General features: G+C 73.6%; 13 protein-coding genes and 1 pseudogene. 7 read left to right on the forward strand and 7 right to left on the reverse strand.

The features are described 5' to 3' along the window. Positions 1-93: 93 nt before the first annotated feature. Positions 94-1,524, forward strand: coding sequence for a molybdopterin-dependent oxidoreductase (locus OIB37_RS19685; RefSeq protein WP_330458918.1), 1,431 nt, complete (start codon positions 94-96; stop codon positions 1,522-1,524). A gap of 331 nt (positions 1,525-1,855) precedes the next feature. Here the strand turns inward: OIB37_RS19685 and OIB37_RS19690 are convergent, their stop codons facing one another. From OIB37_RS19690 to OIB37_RS19700, 3 genes are read right to left on the reverse strand one after another with little or no spacing between them, the layout of a single operon-like run. Then, positions 1,856-2,671 carry a class I SAM-dependent methyltransferase gene (locus OIB37_RS19690; RefSeq protein ID WP_330458919.1) on the reverse strand — a complete coding sequence of 272 codons (816 nt, stop codon included), beginning with the start codon at positions 2,669-2,671 and terminating at the stop codon, positions 1,856-1,858. After that, the gene (locus tag OIB37_RS19695; RefSeq protein ID WP_330458920.1) at positions 2,668-3,279 is read right to left on the reverse strand and encodes a TIGR04282 family arsenosugar biosynthesis glycosyltransferase; all 612 of its coding nucleotides are present in this window, start codon (positions 3,277-3,279) and stop codon (positions 2,668-2,670) included. The genes OIB37_RS19690 and OIB37_RS19695 overlap by 4 nt, the downstream gene beginning before the upstream one ends. Continuing rightward, on the reverse strand, positions 3,276-4,043 hold the full coding sequence (locus OIB37_RS19700; protein WP_330458921.1) for a glycosyltransferase family 2 protein: 768 nt from the start codon (positions 4,041-4,043) through the stop codon (positions 3,276-3,278). The genes OIB37_RS19695 and OIB37_RS19700 overlap by 4 nt, the downstream gene beginning before the upstream one ends. Positions 4,044-4,130: 87 nt before the next feature. Here OIB37_RS19700 and OIB37_RS19705 point away from each other — a divergent pair. Further along, a pseudogene (locus OIB37_RS19705) lies at positions 4,131-4,904 on the forward strand (response regulator transcription factor); the annotation flags it as partial. A 382-nt stretch (positions 4,905-5,286) separates the two neighbouring features. After that, a complete protein-coding gene (locus OIB37_RS19710; protein ID WP_330458922.1) occupies positions 5,287-6,399 on the forward strand; it encodes a sensor histidine kinase in 1,113 nt (370 codons plus the stop codon). A gap of 50 nt (positions 6,400-6,449) precedes the next feature. On the opposite strand, the gene OIB37_RS19715 is transcribed toward OIB37_RS19710, so the two are convergent. After that, complete coding sequence (locus OIB37_RS19715; protein WP_330458923.1) at positions 6,450-7,439, reverse strand: NAD-dependent epimerase/dehydratase family protein; 990 nt, start codon at positions 7,437-7,439, stop codon at positions 6,450-6,452. Between the two features lie 221 nt (positions 7,440-7,660). Here OIB37_RS19715 and OIB37_RS19720 point away from each other — a divergent pair, with 221 nt between their 5' ends. Together OIB37_RS19720 and OIB37_RS19725 are read left to right on the forward strand one after the other, a co-directional pair. After that, the gene (locus tag OIB37_RS19720; protein ID WP_330458924.1) at positions 7,661-10,219 is read left to right on the forward strand and encodes a hypothetical protein; all 2,559 of its coding nucleotides are present in this window, start codon (positions 7,661-7,663) and stop codon (positions 10,217-10,219) included. A gap of 244 nt (positions 10,220-10,463) precedes the next feature. After that, positions 10,464-11,264 (forward strand): MHYT domain-containing protein, encoded by an 801-nt coding sequence (locus OIB37_RS19725; protein ID WP_330458925.1) that lies wholly within the window; start codon positions 10,464-10,466, stop codon positions 11,262-11,264. A gap of 67 nt (positions 11,265-11,331) precedes the next feature. On the opposite strand, the gene metK is transcribed toward OIB37_RS19725, so the two are convergent. The 3 genes from metK to OIB37_RS19740 all read right to left on the reverse strand — a co-directional run bounded on the left by metK (position 11,332) and on the right by OIB37_RS19740 (position 14,851). Continuing rightward, positions 11,332-12,540, reverse strand: a complete 1,209-nt coding sequence (gene metK / locus OIB37_RS19730) for a methionine adenosyltransferase (RefSeq protein WP_330458926.1) — start codon at positions 12,538-12,540, stop codon at positions 11,332-11,334. A gap of 171 nt (positions 12,541-12,711) precedes the next feature. After that, the gene (locus tag OIB37_RS19735) at positions 12,712-13,107 is read right to left on the reverse strand and encodes a hypothetical protein (protein ID WP_330458927.1); all 396 of its coding nucleotides are present in this window, start codon (positions 13,105-13,107) and stop codon (positions 12,712-12,714) included. 115 nt (positions 13,108-13,222) lie between these two features. Next, a complete protein-coding gene (locus OIB37_RS19740; protein WP_330458928.1) occupies positions 13,223-14,851 on the reverse strand; it encodes an AMP-binding protein in 1,629 nt (542 codons plus the stop codon). 203 nt (positions 14,852-15,054) lie between these two features. On the opposite strand from OIB37_RS19740, the gene OIB37_RS19745 reads away from it, so the two are divergent. Both OIB37_RS19745 and OIB37_RS19750 read left to right on the forward strand, forming a co-directional pair. Further along, complete coding sequence (locus OIB37_RS19745; RefSeq protein WP_330458929.1) at positions 15,055-15,801, forward strand: alpha/beta fold hydrolase; 747 nt, start codon at positions 15,055-15,057, stop codon at positions 15,799-15,801. After that, positions 15,798-17,036 carry an MFS transporter gene (locus OIB37_RS19750; RefSeq protein ID WP_330458930.1) on the forward strand — a complete coding sequence of 413 codons (1,239 nt, stop codon included), beginning with the start codon at positions 15,798-15,800 and terminating at the stop codon, positions 17,034-17,036. Before OIB37_RS19745 ends, OIB37_RS19750 begins: the two co-directional genes overlap by 4 nt. Positions 17,037-17,039: the final 3 nt, after the last annotated feature.

The raw sequence follows: 17,039 nt of genomic DNA on the forward strand, positions 1-17,039 counted from the left end.
GGGCACGGGAAAGCCTCCGTACGGGGCCGATGTCAGCGTTTCGTCATGGGTCACGTGCTCTTTTCCGAGCCCCCCGCGCCCTACCGTCGGGGCATGCGCGACCAACCTCGGCTTCCCACCTCACCCGCGTTCTGGCGCAGCCCCGTGCGCGGCACCTGGTTCACGTCGGTGCTCGGCCTGGTCCTCCTCGCCGGGATCACCGTGATGTTCGTGACCGGCCTGGTGTCGTACGCCGCCTACAACCCGGACCTGTCCCCGGTGAACGACACCACCCCGGACAAGGGGATCCTCGGCTTCTACCTCTTCGACTGGCCGGCCGGACCGTCGTGGCTGTACCGGCTCAGCCAGGGCGTCCACGTCACCCTCGGCGTCACCCTGGTCCCGGTCCTGCTGGCCAAGCTGTGGTCGGTGGTGCCGAAGCTGTTCGCGCTGCCGCCGGCCCGCTCCCTCGCGCACGCGCTGGAACGCGTCTCGCTGTTGCTCCTGGTCGGCGGCGGACTGTTCGAGTTCACCACCGGGATCTTCAACATCCAGCTGAACTACGTCTTCCCGGGCTCCTTCTACCCGCTGCACTTCTACGGCGCCTGGGTCTTCTTCTCCGCCTTCGTGGCCCACGCCGCGCTGAAGGCACCGGCGGCGGTACGCACCGTGCGGGGGCGCGGGAGAGGGGGTGACGGCGGCGCGGGTGACGGCGGCGAGGGGAACGCGGGCGAAGGCCGTACGGACGAAGGCGGCGAGGGGAACTCGGGCGACGGCCATGCGGGTGACGGCCGTACGGGGAGCGCGGGTGACGGCCGTACGGGGAACGCGGGTGACGGTCGTACGGGGAGTGCGGCCGGGGGTGTCCCGGGACCGGCTTCCGTGAGCTCCGACGACCTGGCCGCTCCCAGCCCCCACCCGCCCACCGTCTCCCGGCGCGGTGCGCTGTGGCTGGTCGGCGGCGGCTCGCTGCTGCTGTTCGTGTCGGTCGTCGGGCAGAGCCTGGGCGGGCCCTTCCGCCGTACCGCCCTGCTCGCGCCGCACGGCGGCCCCGATCCGGACGGCGGACCGAACGGCTTCCAGATCAACAAGACGGCCGCGTACGCCGGGATCACGCACGCCGACACGGATCCCGACGCGTGGCGGCTCGTCGTCACCGGACGCACGGGGACCGTCCGGCTCGGCCGTGCCGAACTGCTCGCCCTGCCGCTGCGCAGCTCCTCCCTCCCCATCGCCTGCGTCGAGGGCTGGTCGACCGCCGACCAGTGGTGGCGCGGGGTGCGGCTGAGCGATCTCGCGGCGCTCGTCGGGTACGACGGCGATCCGCCGGACGTGTTCGTGGAGTCCCTGCAACGGCACGGCGCCTTCCGGCGCGCGGCCCTGCGCGCCAACCAGGTGGCCGACCCGCGTTCCCTGCTCGCCCTGTACGTCAACGGCGAGGAACTGTCCCCCGACCACGGCTATCCCGCCCGGGTCATCGTGCCCGCGGCACCCGGCGTGCTCAACACCAAGTGGGTGGCCCGGCTGACCTTCGGAGACCTGTGATGAGACCGCGTGTTCCGGTCGGCAGCCCCTTGCAACTGCTGCTGCTCGCCGCCTCGTTCGCCCTCGCCGGGTACGCGGGGGTACGGCTGCTGGCCGGTGACTGGCTGGGCGTGCTGGTGTGGTTCGTGGGGGCCGCGCTGCTGCACGACCTCGTGCTGGTGCCGCTGTACTCCGGGCTGGACCGCGCCCTCGTGGGCGGTCTCGGCGCGGCCGGACGGCGGGACCGGGTGCCGTACGTGCGGGTGCCCGTCGTGCTGTCCGGGCTGCTGCTGCTCGTGTGGTTCCCGCTGATCCTGGACCTGGTGGGCCCGCGCTACCGCGCCGCCACCGGTCAGTCGGCCGACGTCTTCCTCGCCCGCTGGCTGCTGATCAGCGCCGTACTCTTCGGCTGCTCGGCGCTGCTGCTGGTGGTGCGGGTGCGCAGGGCGACGAAACGGCGCCCGCCGGCGGCCCACTGAGCGTGCGCGCGCCAGCCGGCACGGTCCGCGAGCCGGAGCAGCGCGGGGGTGCCGACGCGTGCCCAGGGGAAGAGGGAGCCGGGAGCGTCCTGTTGCGCGGGATGCGCGGGATGCTCAAGGTGCGCGTGGTGTTCAGGGTGCTCGGGTTCGGGTGCGGCCGGGCCGTTCCCGGCGCCGTCGACCACCTGCACCCGGGCGCGCTCGTCGACGTCCGGCGCGGCGGTCTCCGCGATCAACAGGCCGCCGGGCGAGAGGAGTTGCGTCATCCGGCGGAGCAGGGCGCCCGGATCGCCGCCGATGCCGATGTTGCCGTCCATGAGCAGCACCGTGCCCCAGCGGCCCTCGCCGGGCAGCGGCTCGAAGACCGAGCGGCGCAGCGCGCGGCCCCCGAGGGCGTGCGTACGGGCGACGGCGGCCTCGCTGATGTCGACGCCGAGGACCGTACGGCCCCGGGCGGCCAGCTCCGCGACCAGCCGGCCCGGTCCGCAGCCGACGTCGAGCACCGTGCCCTCGCAGCGGTCGAGGACCGCACGGTCCACCGCGTCCGCGCCGGCGCACCACCGCTCCACCTCCAGCGGCAGCAGCCAGCCGTCGGCGCGGCGCAGGAACAGCGGGCCCCGGCCGGTGCGCAGGGCGGTGGCGTAGGGGTCGGAGGCGGCCCAGGCGGGCGCGGTCGCCGTGGCGCTCATCGGGCCCCCGTACAGTCCGCGAGCCGCGCGGCGAACGTGCCGTGCGGGACGAGGGCGGCCACGGCACGGGCGTCGGCCGCGGTGTCGACGTCCCGCAGGCGGGGCAGGTCCCGTACCCGCAGTCCGGCGCCCACCAGCCGCCGCCGTTGCAGGGCCCCGGTCTGCGGCGAGGACATCGGGACGCCCCGCAACAGCGCGGGGTCGGGCCGGTTCAGGCCCAGCGCCCAGAAGCCGCCGTCCTCGGCGGGCCCGAACCAGGCGTCGCAGCCGGTGAAGTCCACGGTGAGCAGGTCCGGGGTGACCTGCGGGGTGTCCATGCCGATGAGCAGGGCGGGGCCGGAGCAGCGGGCGAAGGCGTCGGCGAGCCGGACGTCGAGCCCTCCCGCGCACTGCGGTACGACGTCGAAGCCGGGCGGCAGCCAGGGGCCGGGCCGGCCGTCCAGCACGAGCACGCGCCGCTTGGCCGGCGTGGCCGCCACCACCCGCAGCGTGTCGGCGAGCGACGCCTCGGCGAGCGCGGCGGCCTGTTCCGGTGAGAAGGGGGGCGTGAGCCTGGTCTTGACCCGGCCGGGCCGGGGCTCCTTGGCGATGACGAGAAGGGTGGTCATCGTGTCTCCTCCCGCTCCGGACCCTCGTTCAGGACGCGGCTCATGTCCCGTACCGCCTGCCAGGTGCCGCGCCAGGTGCCCGTGACCTTGGAGGCGCCGGTGCGGGGGAGGTAGGGGACGTCGTGCTCGGTGACACGCCAGCCGGTGTCGGCCGCGCGGACCACCATCTGCAGCGGGTAGCCGCTGCGCCGGTCGGTCAGACCGAGGGCGAGCAGCGGCTCGCGGCGGGCGGCGCGCAGGGGGCCGAGGTCGTGCAGGCGCAGTCCGGTGCGGCGGCGCAGCAGCACGGAGAGCGCGATGTTGGCGGCGCGGGCGTGGAGCGGCCAGCTTCCGCCGGGGCGCCGGGACCGGGGGGACCGGGCGGACTCCGGCGGCCGTTGCGGGCGGCGCCTGCCGAGCACCAGGTCGGCCTCGCCGGCGCGGATCTCGCGGACGAAGGGGACCAGTTCACCGGGGTCGAGGGAGGCGTCGCAGTCGCAGAAGCAGACCACGTCGGCGGTCGCCGCGAGCAGCCCCGCGTGGCAGGCCGCGCCGAACCCGCGCCGTTCCTCGGTCACGACGGTCGCGCCGAGGGAACGGGCCAGCTCGGCGGAGCCGTCGGTGGAGCCGTTGTCCACGACGAGGGCACGCCAGCCGGCCGGGATGCGCGCGAGGACCCAGGGCAGCGCCTCGGCCTCGTCGAGGCAGGGAAGCACGACGTCGACGCCGGCGGCGGCGGGGGGTGGGGTGGAAGTCACGGCGTTCACCCTACGAAGCCGAACCATGACAAAGCGGGCTTCGGCTCCTTACGAAACGCGGACGTCGGGCGGGCGCGGGAGCCTCGGCGGCGGCGCGGTGCGAGGGTGGAAGACATGCAGCAGCCGTACGCGTCACCGCAGGCCGGACCGGACCCCGGCGCACCCCCGGGACCGGGATCCCGGGGCCGGATCCTCGTCGTCGACGACGACCCGACCGTCGCCGAGGTCGTCGCCGGCTATCTGGACCGCGCCGGCTTCGCCGTGGACGGGGCCGCCGACGGCCCGGCCGCGCTCGCCCGCGCCGCCGCGCACCGGCCGGACCTGGTGGTGCTGGACCTGATGCTGCCCGGCATGGACGGCCTTCAGGTGTGCCGGCGGCTGCGTGCCGCGCACGGGCCGGTGCCGGTCGTCATGCTCACCGCCCGCGGCGACGAGGAGGACCGCGTCCTCGGCCTGGAGGTGGGCGCCGACGACTACGTGACCAAGCCGTTCAGCCCGCGCGAGCTGGTGCTGCGGGTGGAGTCGGTGCTGCGCCGCGTCCGGCCCCCCGCCACCGCGGGCCCCGACGGCCCCGGCGGCCCCCGTGTCCCCGCGGGGCCGTTCGGCGCGGCCGGCCTCACCGTCGATCCGGCCGCCCGGCGGGCCACCAAAAACGGCAGCGAACTCGCCCTCACGCTCCGCGAGTTCGACCTGCTCGCCTTCTTCCTGCGTCATCCGGGCCGGGCCTTCGGCAGGGAGGAGCTGATGCGGGAGGTGTGGGGCTGGGACTTCGGCGACCTGTCGACCGTGACGGTCCATGTCCGCCGCCTGCGCGGCAAGGTCGAGGACGACCCCGCCCGCCCCCGCTTCATCCAGACCGTATGGGGCGTCGGCTACCGCTTCGACCCGAACACTCCTGACAGTCCACGCAGCCCCGACACGCCCGGGAGCCCTGCGAGTCCCGCGAGCCCTGCGGGGCCGGGTGCACCCGGTGGACCGGTGGGCCCCGGTGAGCCCGCAGGACCGGGCGGACTCGACACGCCTGCGGGTACCGCTACGTCCGCTGGACCCGCCGTTCCCGCCGGCCACGAGGCTTCGGCGGAGCCCGTGGGGACCGGTGAGTCCGCTGGAGCCGCCGGTTCTGCCGGGCCTATCGGCCCCGTTGAGCCCGCTGAATCCGTGGGGCCTGATGCGCCCGCCGGGGTCGCCGGACCCGCCGGAGTCGCCGACCCCACCGACCCCACCGCCCCCCACCCGCCCGCCGGGCCCGAACGGAAGGGGCGGGGGCCACATGCGTGACACCCTTCTCATCGCGCTCTACGCCTTCCTCGGAGCCGCCGCCACCGGGCTCGTGGGGGCCGGGGTGCTGCGGGTGATCCGGCGGCGTTCGCTGACCGCGTCGCTCGCCGTGGTGGCCGCCGTCGGGGTGGTGGCCATGCTCGCCGGGACCATGGCGGTGGCGCAGGCGATGTTCCTGTCCGCGCACGACCTGCGGGTCGTCACCACGGTCGTCGCCATGGCGGCCGCGGTCTCGCTGCTCACGGCGCTCCTGCTCGGCCGCTGGGTCGTCGCGCGCAGCCGCGAACTCACCGACGCCGCCCGGCATTTCGGCGACGGCGGCGCCTTCGCCGCGCCCGCCGTGCCGGCCACCGCCGAACTCGACGCCCTCAGCCGCGAGTTGGCGGCGACAAGCGCCAGACTGGCCGCCTCGCGGGAGCGGGAGCGCGCCCTGGAGGCGTCCCGGCGTGAACTCGTCGCCTGGATCTCGCACGACCTGCGCACCCCGCTCGCCGGCCTGCGCGCCATGTCGGAGGCGCTGGAGGACGGTGTGGCCGCCGACCCCGCCCGCTACCTCAGGCAGATCCGCGCCGAGGTGGAACGCCTCAACGGCATGGTCGGCGATCTCTTCGAACTCTCCCGCATCCACGCCGGAACGCTCCCCCTCAGCCCTGCCCGGATCTCGCTCTACGACCTGGTCGGCGACGTCCTCGCGGGGGTCGGACCACTCGCCCGCGAGCACGGTGTACGGCTGGTCGGGGACGGCGTGGAGCCGGTGCCGGTCGAGGTGGACGGCAAGGAGATGAGCCGGGTCCTGGCCAATCTCCTGGTGAACGCCATCCGCCGTACCCCCGCCGACGGCACGGTCGCCATCGCCGCCGAACGGGCGCCCGACGGCGTCGTGTTGTCGGTGACGGACGGCTGCGGAGGCATCCCCGAGGACGACCTGCCCCGCGTCTTCGACACCGGCTGGCGCGGCACCGACGCCCGGACACCTCCGGCGGGCGCGGGGCTGGGGCTGGCGATCGTACGGGGGATCGTGGAGGCCCACCGGGGCCGGGCGACCGTACGGAACATCCCCGGCGGCTGCCGTTTCGAGGTGACCCTGCCGGCGGCGGAGGCGTAGGGGATCAGGTCCGGGGGCGTGTCCCACACCCGTCCCGAGGAGCCGCCCGCTCACCGAGCCCGCGCGAACTCCCGCATCCCCTCGGCGAACCCGATCTCCGGCTTCCACCCCAGCTCCGCCCGCAGCCGGGAGGAGTCCGCCGTGATGTGCCGGACGTCGCCCAGGCGGTACTCGCCGGTGATCACCGGGTCGGGGCCACCGTAGGCGGCGGACAGGGCGCGGGCCAGGTCGCCCACGGTGTGGGGCTCGCCGCTGCCGGTGTTGTACGCGGTGAGGGTGCCGGGGCGTGCCGGGGACGTCAGCGCGGTCACGTTGGCGGCGGCCACGTCCCGTACGTGGACGAAGTCCCGCCGCTGGGCCCCGTCCTCGAACACGCGCGGCGGCGCACCGCGTTCGAGGGCCGAGCGGAAGAAGGAGGCGACACCGGCGTACGGAGTGTCGCGGGGCATCCGGGGGCCGTACACGTTGTGGTAGCGCAGCGAGACGGCCGTGCCGTGCGTGGCGCGCGCCCAGGCGGCGGCCAGGTGTTCCTGGGCGAGCTTGGTGGCGGCGTACACGTTGCGCGGGTCGGCGGGGGCGTCCTCGGCGACCAGTCCGGGCGCCAACTCCGTTCCGCAGACCGGGCAGAGGGGGTCGAAGCGGCCTGCCCGCAGGTCGGTCTCGGCGCGCGGGCCGGGGCGTACGACACCGTGGGCGGGGCACTCGTAGCGGCCCTCCCCGTAGACCACCATCGACCCGGCCAGCACCAGCCGTGGCACGCCCGCGTCGGCCATCGCGGCGAGCAGGACGGCGGTGCCGAGGTCGTTGCGGGAGACGTACTCGGCCGCGTCGGCGACCCCGTTGCCGAGGCCCACCATGGCCGCCTGATGGCAGACGGCGTCCACACCGGCGAGCGCGCGGGCGACGGCCGCCGGGTCGCGCACGTCGGCGGCCGGGTCGTCCCGGACGTCGTACACGACCGCCTCGTGCCCGCGCGCCCGCAGCGCGTCCACGACATGAGACCCGATGAACCCGGCGCCGCCGGTGACCAGTACACGCATACCGACACGCTAGGCCCGCGAGGGACCGCCCCCCGGTGCGACGGACCGCCGGTCACCACTTCGTAAGGAGTTCGCGCGGTGACGGAAAAGACATGCGGGCAGCACAACCAAAGACAGGTGGAGAGGGTCGTATGGATGTCCGGAGTCCCAACGGCAAAGTTCCTGTTCAGCGGCAGGCGCTGTCGTCCGGCGGCCTGTTCCCCCCTTTCCTCAGGAGCACCATGCGCCTCAAGCAGGTCTCGCTCGTGGCGGCGATATCCGTCGTCACCGGGCTGACCACCGCCACCGTCGGCCTCACCGGCACCGCCTGGGCCGACGGCACCACCACGGCCGCGCTGCCGCTGTCGCACTACGCGCACATGGCGGTCGACACCGCACACCAGCACCTCTTCTTCAGCCAGGGCGCCGGCACGAGCAGCATCGTGGTGACCGACCTGTCCGGCAACCCCGTCACCACCATCGACGGTGAGCAGGGCGCCGACGGCCTGGCGCTGTCCGCCGACGGCCACACGCTCTACGCCGCCCTGACGGACGGTGACGCGGTCGCCGCCATCGACACGGCCACGCTCACCGAGTCCGGCCGGACCGACACCGGCACCGGCAGCGCCCCGGTCTCCGTCGCCGTGGCCGGCGGCAAGGTCTGGTACGGGTACTCGGCCGACGGAAAGGGCGCCATCGGCGCGGTGGACCCCTCCGCCGACGAACCGGCGGCGACACCGCAGCCCCAGATGTCGAACTGGGCGGCCGCCCCTCAGCTCGCCACGGGCGGCGGGGTGCTCGCGGCCGAGGAGTCGCACTCCTCCATGACCCACCTGGCCACCTACGACGTCTCCTCCGGGACCGCGTCCCCCAAGGCCGACACGAACCTCGGCGGCGACGTGACGGGCGGCGTCCAGGTCTCCCGCGACGGCACGAGGATGCTGGTCCCGCAGCCGCACATGGTGGCCGCGTACCGCACGTCGGACCTCGAAGCGGCCAACGACCCCTTCGGGTACTACACCGGCGGCGTGTACTCCGGCCCGGACGCCCTCGCGATCGACACCGACGGGACGATCGCCGCCGGCAGCACGGCGGGCTCGGGCGCGGGCGTCTACGTCTACGCGGGGTCGAACCTCGCCGAGAACCACATCACGATCGCGCCCGAGACGGTGGCCCGGGACGGCCTGGCGTGGGGTGCCGACGGCGTCACGCTCTACGCCGTCACCCGGGACGCGTCGGGTGCCTACACGCTCGACGTGCTCGGCGACGCCAAGCTCACCGACACCGAACTGTCCCTGAAGCAGTCGTCGTACGCGGTTCCCACCCAGCAGTTCACGGTCACCGGATCGCTGAGCACCAAGGGGCTCGTACCGGCCGGCGCCGCGCTCCAGGTCACCCGTGACGGTGCGGCGCTGCCCGACGCCACGGTCGGCGCCGACGGCTCGTTCGCCGTCAGCGACACCCGCCAGGACGAGGGCTCGTACACCTACCAGGTGTCGTACGCCGGTGACGGGGCGCACAAGCCCGCGACGGCCTCGCTGACGGTGGGCGTGGCGAAGCTGTCCACCTCCATCCCGTTCCCGGAGTTCAGCTCCGCGACGCCGCACGACGTGGTCTTCACCGGCTCGCTCACGACAGAGATGAACCTCGGCGGCCTCCCCCAGGGCACCACCGTCCAGGTGTCCAGGACCGACGAGGACACCCAGGAGACCACGCAGCTCGCGCCGGTCACGGTCGACCCGGCCACCACCGAGTTCACCGTCCACGACTTCCCGGACAAGGCAGGCCGGTTCACCTACCACCTGTCGTACGCCGGTGGCGCCACGCGTCGGCCGACGTCCAACGACTACACCGTGCAGATCTCTCCGTACGCCCCGGCCCTCACCCTCAAGGCCCCCGCGACCGCCACCCGCGCCGCCGCCCTGAGCTTCGGCGGCAAGCTGGGCGACGGGCCGTACCGCGCCGGCGAGACGGTCACCGTGACCCGTACGGACGCGGCGCACACGACCACGCCCGCGAAGTGGACCGTGCCCGTCGCCTCCGACGGCACGGTCACCGTCAAGGACACGCCGTCCGTCGGCGGCGCCAACACCTACACGGTCGCCTACGCGGGCGACTCCTCGCACGAGGCGGCCACCGCCTCCGCGATCGTCCAGGTGTCGCGCACCGCGACGACCGTGTCCGTCGCCACCAACGCCTCGACGTACGCGTACGGCGCGACGGCCACCGTCACCGCCCACCTGGGCACGACGTACAACAGCCGTACGGTCTCGATCTACGCCCAGCCGGCCGGCGGCAAGAAGACCCTGGTCAAGTCCGCCACCGTGGACAGCAAGGGCAACGTCTCGGCCACGTACAAGCTCACCCACAACACGACGTTCACCGCGTCCTTCGCGGGTGACTACCGCTACGCCCCGGCGTCGGCCACGCGCACCGTGAGCGACCAGGCGAAGGTCGCGGAGACGCTGGGCGGTTACTACACGAGCACCACGTACAGCGGCACCACCTACCGCGTCTACCACCACACCGCGAAGCCGCTCGTGACCGCCACCGTGTCGCCGAACAAGGCCGGCCAGTGCGCGCACTTCCAGCTCCAGCAGTACTACAGCGGGGCCTGGCACACGCTCACCACCTCGGGCTGCTTCACGCTCGACGCGAAGAGCACCGCCGTCGCGCAGCTGGCCCTCACCAACGCGGTCAACCAGAAGTTCCGGGTGCGCGCGGAGTACGTGCACAGCTCGAAGGACACCACCAACCCCAGCACCTGGGGCGGCTGGCTCCACTTCACCGTCAGGACCTGACCCGTCGGGACCTGACCCGTCGGGACCCGACCCGTCGGGACCCGACCCGGTCCCGCTCGACCCTGCTCGACCCCGCTCGACCACGCCCGGCCCGGACACCGAAGACGGTGTCCGGGCCGGGCGTTTCTCCGTCATCGACACAGAGTCGGATATGGAGGAACTGTGCATACAATGCGATCAAGCAGTGGAAATATTCAGCCAGATGGCGCGTTTTCACCGTTCGTCAGCAAGAAGGGTGTGGACGATGAGCGCCACCGTGTCCGAATTCCACTACGGCGTGATCACGCCGGTAGTCGCCTATCTGATGGCGACTCTGGGCGCGGCCCTGGGCCTGCGCTGCACGACCCGTTCCCTGCGCAACGTCCGTGGTGAACGGGGGCTCGCGTGGCTGACGCTGGGCGCGGTGTCCATCGGCTGCGGCATCTGGACCATGCACTTCATCGCGATGATCGGCTTCAGCGTCCAGGGCGCCCTGGTCGGTTACGACACCTCGATGACGCTCCTGAGCCTCCTGGTCGCCATCGTCGTGGTGGCCGTGGGGGTGTTCCTGGTCGGCTTCCGGGGCACCGGCCCGCTCACCCTGGGTGCCGCGGGCACCTTCACCGGACTGGGCGTCGCCGCGATGCACTACCTCGGCATGGCCGCCCTGCGGACCGGTGGCACCGTGCGCTACGACCTGGCGACCGTCGCCCTCTCCGTCGTCATCGCGATCGTCGCCGCGACGGCCGCCCTCTGGGCCGCCGTGTCGATCAGCGCCGTCTGGGCGACCCTGGGCGCGAGCCTCGTGATGGGTGGCGCGGTGTCCCTCATGCACTACACGGGCATGTCCGCCGTCAGCGTCCAGCTCGTCGCCGGCAGCCCCGCCGTCTCCACGGCGGGGACGAGCCAGCTCTCCCTGCTCCTGATCATGCTCGCCGGCCCGATGACCGTCCTGCTCCTCGCCGGCGTGATCGTCATGTTCGACCCGGAGGTCGTGCTCGGCCAGGGCGACTGGAACGCCGGCTCGCGCACCCGCCGGTCCGTGCCCGGGGCGAACCGGGTGTGAACCACCGGGCCGACCGCTCGGTCCGCCCCGCTCGCCCCACCCCGCTCACCCCGCTCGCCCCGCCCGCTCAGTCCACCCCGGCCGCCGACCGCAGGCGGTCCGCGCGGTCGGTGCGCTCCCAGGTGAAGTCGGGCAGGTCCCGGCCGAAGTGGCCGTAGGCGGCGGTCTGGGCGTAGATCGGGCGCAGGAGGTCCAGGTCGCGGACGATGGCGGCCGGGCGCAGGTCGAAGACCTCGGTCACCGCGTGCTGGATCCGCGCGACGGACACGGTCTCCGTGCCGAAGGTCTCCACGAAGAGGCCGACCGGCGCGGCCTTGCCGATCGCGTAGGCCACCTGCACCTCGGCGCGCCGGGCCAGCCCGGCCGCCACGATGGTCTTGGCGACCCAGCGCATGGCGTACGCGGCGCTGCGGTCGACCTTGGAGGGGTCCTTGCCCGAGAAGGCGCCGCCCCCGTGCCGGGCCATGCCGCCGTACGTGTCGATGATGATCTTGCGCCCGGTGAGTCCCGCGTCGCCCATCGGGCCGCCGATCTCGAAGCGGCCGGTGGGATTGACCAGCAGGCGGTAGCCCTCGGTGTCGATGCCGAGCGCGGCGAGTTCCGGCTCGACCACGTGCGTGCGGATGTCCGGCACCAGGGTGGAGCCGAGGTCGGTGCCGGCGGCGTGCTGCGTGGAGACGACCACGGTGTCGAGGCGGACCGGGCGGTCGCCGTCGTACTCGACGGTGACCTGCGTCTTGCCGTCGGGCCGCAGGTAGGGGAGCGTGCCGTCCTTGCGCACCGCGGAGAGCCGGTGGGCCAGCCGGTGGGCCAGGGTGATCGGCAGGGGCATGAGCTGGGGCGTCTCGTCACAGGCGTACCCGAACATCAGCCCCTGGTCGCCCGCGCCCTGCCGGTCCAGTTCGTCCGCCGGGCCGCCGGCGTCCGTGGCCGTCCGTGACTCGTAGGCGCTGTCCACACCCTGTGCGATGTCGGGCGACTGGGCGCCGATGGACACGGATATCCCGCAGGAGTTGCCGTCGAAGCCCTTGAGCGAGCTGTCGTAGCCGATCTGGAGGATCTTGCTCCGGACCAGGGAGGCGATCGGGGCGTACGCGGTGGTCGTCACCTCTCCGGCGACATGCACCAGTCCGGTGGTGACGAGGGTCTCCACGGCGACCCGCGAGGACGGGTCCTCCTTGAGCAGCGCGTCGAGAACGGTGTCGCTGATCTGGTCGGCGATCTTGTCGGGGTGGCCTTCGGTCACGGACTCCGAAGTGAACAGACGACGGGACACGGGGCTCCTCAGGGGTAGTGGCGCGCTCGTACGGGTCTGGTCTCTGATGCCTGGTCTCTGGTCTCTGGTCTCTTGTCTCTTGTTTCTGATACCTGGTCTCTGATGCGTGATGTCTGATGTCCGGTGCCTGATGTCTGTGACGACCGACGTCCCGGCCCTCGGTGCGGCGTCCTAGGGGGCCACTCCGGCCGGATCCGGCGCGTCCCCCGCCCAGACGTCTCCCCGGACCAGCAACTCCCCGGCCACGGCCCGGTGCACGGCGAGGTAGACCTCCTCGGCCGGCACGTTCAGCAGGGTGCTCAGCTCGTCGCGCAGCATCCGCAGCAGCTGGGCCACCGTCTCCTGGGGGTACGACTCCTTGCAGGTGACGAAGCCGATGGGGGCGCACGGTCCCGAGGGTGCCCGCAGCCACTCCGGGCGGTGTGCCGCGTCGGGGTCGAGCCGCTGCCAGGTCACCCAGCAGTGCTCCTCGGCGATCCGCAGCAGCCCGGTGACCGCCTTGGCGATCCGGGCCAGCGCGGGACGCCCCGGGCTCGGGTCGGGCGACATGAGGGTGATGACGGGCATGGCACAGCACCTCTCTGGGGCGGGGCATGGGTTCTCCACCGGCGTTCCCCGCGGCCGCGCGCGGGGCGGGCGCAGGGGCGCCGGGACGGGACCGGGGGCGCCGGGACGGTGGCGGTCACCCCGGCAGCAGGGTCAGCAGCCGGGCGCGGTCGACCTTGCCGTTGGCGGTGACCGGCAGCCGGTCCACCCGCTGGACGACGTCCGGCACCGCGTGACCGGGCAGCAGCCGGCCGAGCGAACGGCGCAGCAGGACGGAGTCCTCCGTGTCGTCGGCGGTGGAGGTGTAGAAGAGCGCCAGACGGTCGTAGGTGCCCAGTTGGCCGGGGACGGGTACGGCCACGCAGTGCGCGATCCCGGGCAGACCGGCCGCGTGCGCCTCGATCTCCTCGGGCTCGATGCGGTGGCCGCGGATCTTCACCTGGCGGTCGGTGCGCCCGGTGAAGTGCAGGACGCCGTCGGTGTCGCGCAGGCCGTGGTCGCCGGTGCGGTAGACGCGCAGGGAGGCGCCGCCGATCGTCCGCTCCGGGAAGCGGGCGGCGGTCAGCGCGGGGTCGCCGAGGTACTCCCGGGCCAGGCCGCCCCCGCTGACGCACAGTTCACCGACGACGCCGGCCGGACAGGGCCGGCCGTCCGCGTCGAGGACGTGCACCGCGGTCCCCGGCACCTCACGGCCGATGGGCACGCCGTGCTCCGCCTCGCAGTCCCGCGCCGAGACGGGGTGGACGGTGGCGAACACACAACTCTCCACCGGGCCGTACCCGTTGAACAGGCGGGTTCCGGGATGCCGGGCGAGGAAGGAGCCGACGTGCGCGGTCGACAGCTTCTCGCCCCCGGTGTAGAGGCGCTCCAGGCCCTGGAAGCAGTCGGGGTCGATCTCGGTGAAGAGGTGGAAGAGGGAGGCCGTCAGCCACGCCGTGCCGACCCCGTGGTCCTCGATCGCCTGCCGCAGCGTGTCGGGGAGGAGATGGTCCTCCCGGGCCGTGACACAGGTGCCGCCGGTGGTGAGAGCGCCCCACAGTTCGAGGGAGAAGGCGTCCCAGGGCGCCGGGGCCGCCTGCAGCATCACGGTGCCCGGACCGAACGCGAGCGGGCCGTCCGCCGCGAACAGGCGTGTGGTGGCCGCGTGCGGTGACACCACTCCCTTCGGCGCGCCGCTGGTGCCGGAGGTGAAGAAGACGGCGGCGGGCACGTCCGCCGGGCCGTCGTACGCGAGGAAGCCGTCGTCCGTGGGGCGGCTGGCGTCTGCGGAGAAGGCCTCCCCCGCGGGGGAGCCGTCGTCCGAGGCGAAGCCGTCGCCCAAGGTAAGGCCGTCGTACGCCGGGAAGCCGTCGCCCGCGGTACCGCCCTCGCCGCCCGTCGGCCCGCCCGTCGGCCCGGTCGGCGGGCGCCACACCGGCTGCCGCGCGGACGACTCCCGCAGGTCGGTCACCAGCACCGGAGCGTTCAACTGGGCCAGCACTCCGTCGATCCGCTCCGCCGGCCACCGGGGGTCCAGTGCCGCGTAGCCCGCACCGCACTTGAGCACCGCGAGCAGGGCGACGTAGAGCCGGGCGGAACGCGGCAGGAGCACCGGGACCAGCGTGCCCGGGCCGGCCCCGGCGGCCGCCAGTCGCCGCGCCCACGCGTCGGCCGTCGCGTCGAGGTCCGCGTAGTCGAGGCGGATCGCGCCGTCCACCACGGCGAGGGCCCGCGGCGCGGTCCTGGCCCGGTGTGCGACGGCCTGGTGTATGAGCTCCACTCCCATGGAAGGCCCCTCCAGATCTGCCGGGTTGACGAAGACCGGACCACCGGGAATCCACCGCGGTCCGCAGCAGGTATACGGGGCCGTTCCTTCCGGTGTCACGTACCCGGTTCCGGGGACGGGGGGACGCGTTGACGTACCGGGCGACCGGTCGGGAGTCTGACGGGGGCCGTCACCCCGGCCATTTCTCAAGGGGGGTTTGTCCGATGAGGGCCTTCAGACAGGAAGCCGGAGAGGCAGCGCCGGTCCTTCCCCGGCCGCTGCTGGCGGAGGACGCCGGCGGGGTCGAACTGCTCGACTACGACGCCGCGCCCGGGCTTCCCGGAGCCGGCGGAGCACCGGGCAGCATGCTCCTGCTGCACGGGTTCGGCGGGGACAAGGGGCAGTTGCGGCCGGTCGGCGACGCGCTGTGCCCGCAGGACTCGGTCGCCGTCTACCCCTCCCTGCGCGCCCACGGCGACAGCCACCAGCCCGCCTGGGGCTACTCCGTGCTGGACTTCGCCGCCGACCTGCACCGCATCGGCGACATCCTGCCGGGCGACCTGCACCTGGTCGGCTACTCGTACGGCGGGCTCGTGGCGGCCGTCTCCGCGGTCACCTGGGGCGCGTCCCGGGTGCGCAGCCTGGTGGTGATCGACCAGTCCTTCGACGCCCACCCCGACCTGCACGTGGCGGACGAGTGGGCCGAGGGCAGCCTGCTGCGCTGGACCTACGACTTCGGGCACCTCCCGGACCTGCTGGAACGGCTCGGCATCCCGGTCCTGGTCCTGGCCGCCGCCGAGAGCCGGAACATCCTGGCCGACGAGCGGGACCGCCTAGCCCGGCGCGACGACGCGTTCCTGCGGCTGGAACGCATCCAGGGCGCCCACGCCGACTGCCACCGCAACACGGACGAGATCACCGCCGCCATGCGGGCCTTCTACCGGGACCGCTTCGAGAAGGAGACCCCGTGAAAGCCTCCTTCGTCGAGGAAGGACCCGCGCGCACCCTGGTCCTGGGCACACTCGCCAACTCCCTCGGAAACGGTGCGTTCCTGACCTGCTCCGCGCTCTACTTCGTGCGGATCGCGGGCTTTTCGCCGGGGCGCCTCGGCCTCGGGCTCAGCATCGCCGGCGTCGCGGGCCTGTTCGCCGGAGTCCCGCTCGGCCACCTCGCCGACCGCAGGGGACCGCGCGGCACCTCGGCGGCGCTCCTGATCCTGGCCGGCCTCGCCACCGCCGCGTACCTCACGACCGACTCCTACCCCGCGTTCGTCACGATCGCCTTCCTGTACGCCCTGTTCGAGCGGGGCGCGCACGCGGCGCGGCAGGCGCTGATCCCGGGCGTGCTGAGCGGCGAGAGCCTCGTCCGGGTCCGCGCCAAGATCCGCGTGGTCACCAACGCGGGTGTGTCCCTGGGCGCCGCGCTGGGCGGTCTCGCCCTGCTGTGGGACACCAGAGCCGCCTACCAGCTCACCTTCGCCGTGAACGCGCTGAGCTTCGTCGTGTGCGGGCTGCTCTTCCTGCGCCTGCCCGCCGTGCCCCGCTCGCCCGAACGCCGGGCCGGCGAACCACGGCTCGCGGTGCTGCGCGACACCCCGTACGCGGTCCTCGCGCTGATCAACATGGTGATGCTGCTGCACATCCCGATCCTGGAGGTCGTCCTCCCGCTCTGGATCGCGCTGCGCACCGACGCGCCCCACTCGCTCACGGCACTGCTGCTGCTGTGCAACACCCTCGCCGTCGTCGCCCTCCAGGTGCCCGTCACCAAGCGGATCGACGCTCTGGAGCCGGCCGTCCGCGCGTTCCGGCTGGCCGGTGTGGCCCTGCTCGGCTGCTGTGCCGCCTTCGCCCTGTCCTCGGGCCGCGGTCCGGTGACGGCGACGGCCGTGCTGGTGGTCGCCGCGGCCCTGCACGTGTACGGCGAGATGGTGCAGTCGGCCGGCTCCTGGCTGATCGGCTACGAACTGGCTCCCGCCGACCGGCAGGGCCAGTACCAGGGCCTGTTCAACACCGGGATAGCCGCCGTGCAGATGTTCGGCCCGCTCTCGCTGACCCTGCTCCTCATCGACTGGGGCACGCCCGGCTGGCTGGTGCTCGGCGCGGTGTTCCTGGCCGGCGGCCTGTCGATGGCACCGGCCGTCCGCTGGGCACAGAGCCGCCGCGCCGGCGTCGCCCGGACCGGCCCGGCACCGGCCACCACCGCCTGAACG

Source organism: Streptomyces sp. NBC_00820 (assembly GCF_036347055.1).
Taxonomy (GTDB): domain Bacteria; phylum Actinomycetota; class Actinomycetes; order Streptomycetales; family Streptomycetaceae; genus Streptomyces.

Bases quoted from the DNA above. Each gene is read 5' to 3' on its own strand.
- OIB37_RS19685 (WP_330458918.1), top strand. From the start codon at position 94: ATGCGCGACCAACCTCGGCTTCCCACCTCACCCGCGTTCTGGCGCAGC.
- OIB37_RS19690 (WP_330458919.1), bottom strand. From the start codon at position 2,671: ATGAGCGCCACGGCGACCGCGCCCGCCTGGGCCGCCTCCGACCCCTAC.
- OIB37_RS19695 (WP_330458920.1), bottom strand. From the start codon at position 3,279: ATGACCACCCTTCTCGTCATCGCCAAGGAGCCCCGGCCCGGCCGGGTC.
- OIB37_RS19700 (WP_330458921.1), bottom strand. From the start codon at position 4,043: ATGGTTCGGCTTCGTAGGGTGAACGCCGTGACTTCCACCCCACCCCCC.
- OIB37_RS19710 (WP_330458922.1), top strand. From the start codon at position 5,287: ATGCGTGACACCCTTCTCATCGCGCTCTACGCCTTCCTCGGAGCCGCC.
- OIB37_RS19715 (WP_330458923.1), bottom strand. From the start codon at position 7,439: ATGCGTGTACTGGTCACCGGCGGCGCCGGGTTCATCGGGTCTCATGTC.
- OIB37_RS19720 (WP_330458924.1), top strand. From the start codon at position 7,661: ATGCGCCTCAAGCAGGTCTCGCTCGTGGCGGCGATATCCGTCGTCACC.
- OIB37_RS19725 (WP_330458925.1), top strand. From the start codon at position 10,464: ATGAGCGCCACCGTGTCCGAATTCCACTACGGCGTGATCACGCCGGTA.
- OIB37_RS19735 (WP_330458927.1), bottom strand. From the start codon at position 13,107: ATGCCCGTCATCACCCTCATGTCGCCCGACCCGAGCCCGGGGCGTCCC.
- OIB37_RS19740 (WP_330458928.1), bottom strand. From the start codon at position 14,851: ATGGGAGTGGAGCTCATACACCAGGCCGTCGCACACCGGGCCAGGACC.
- OIB37_RS19745 (WP_330458929.1), top strand. From the start codon at position 15,055: ATGAGGGCCTTCAGACAGGAAGCCGGAGAGGCAGCGCCGGTCCTTCCC.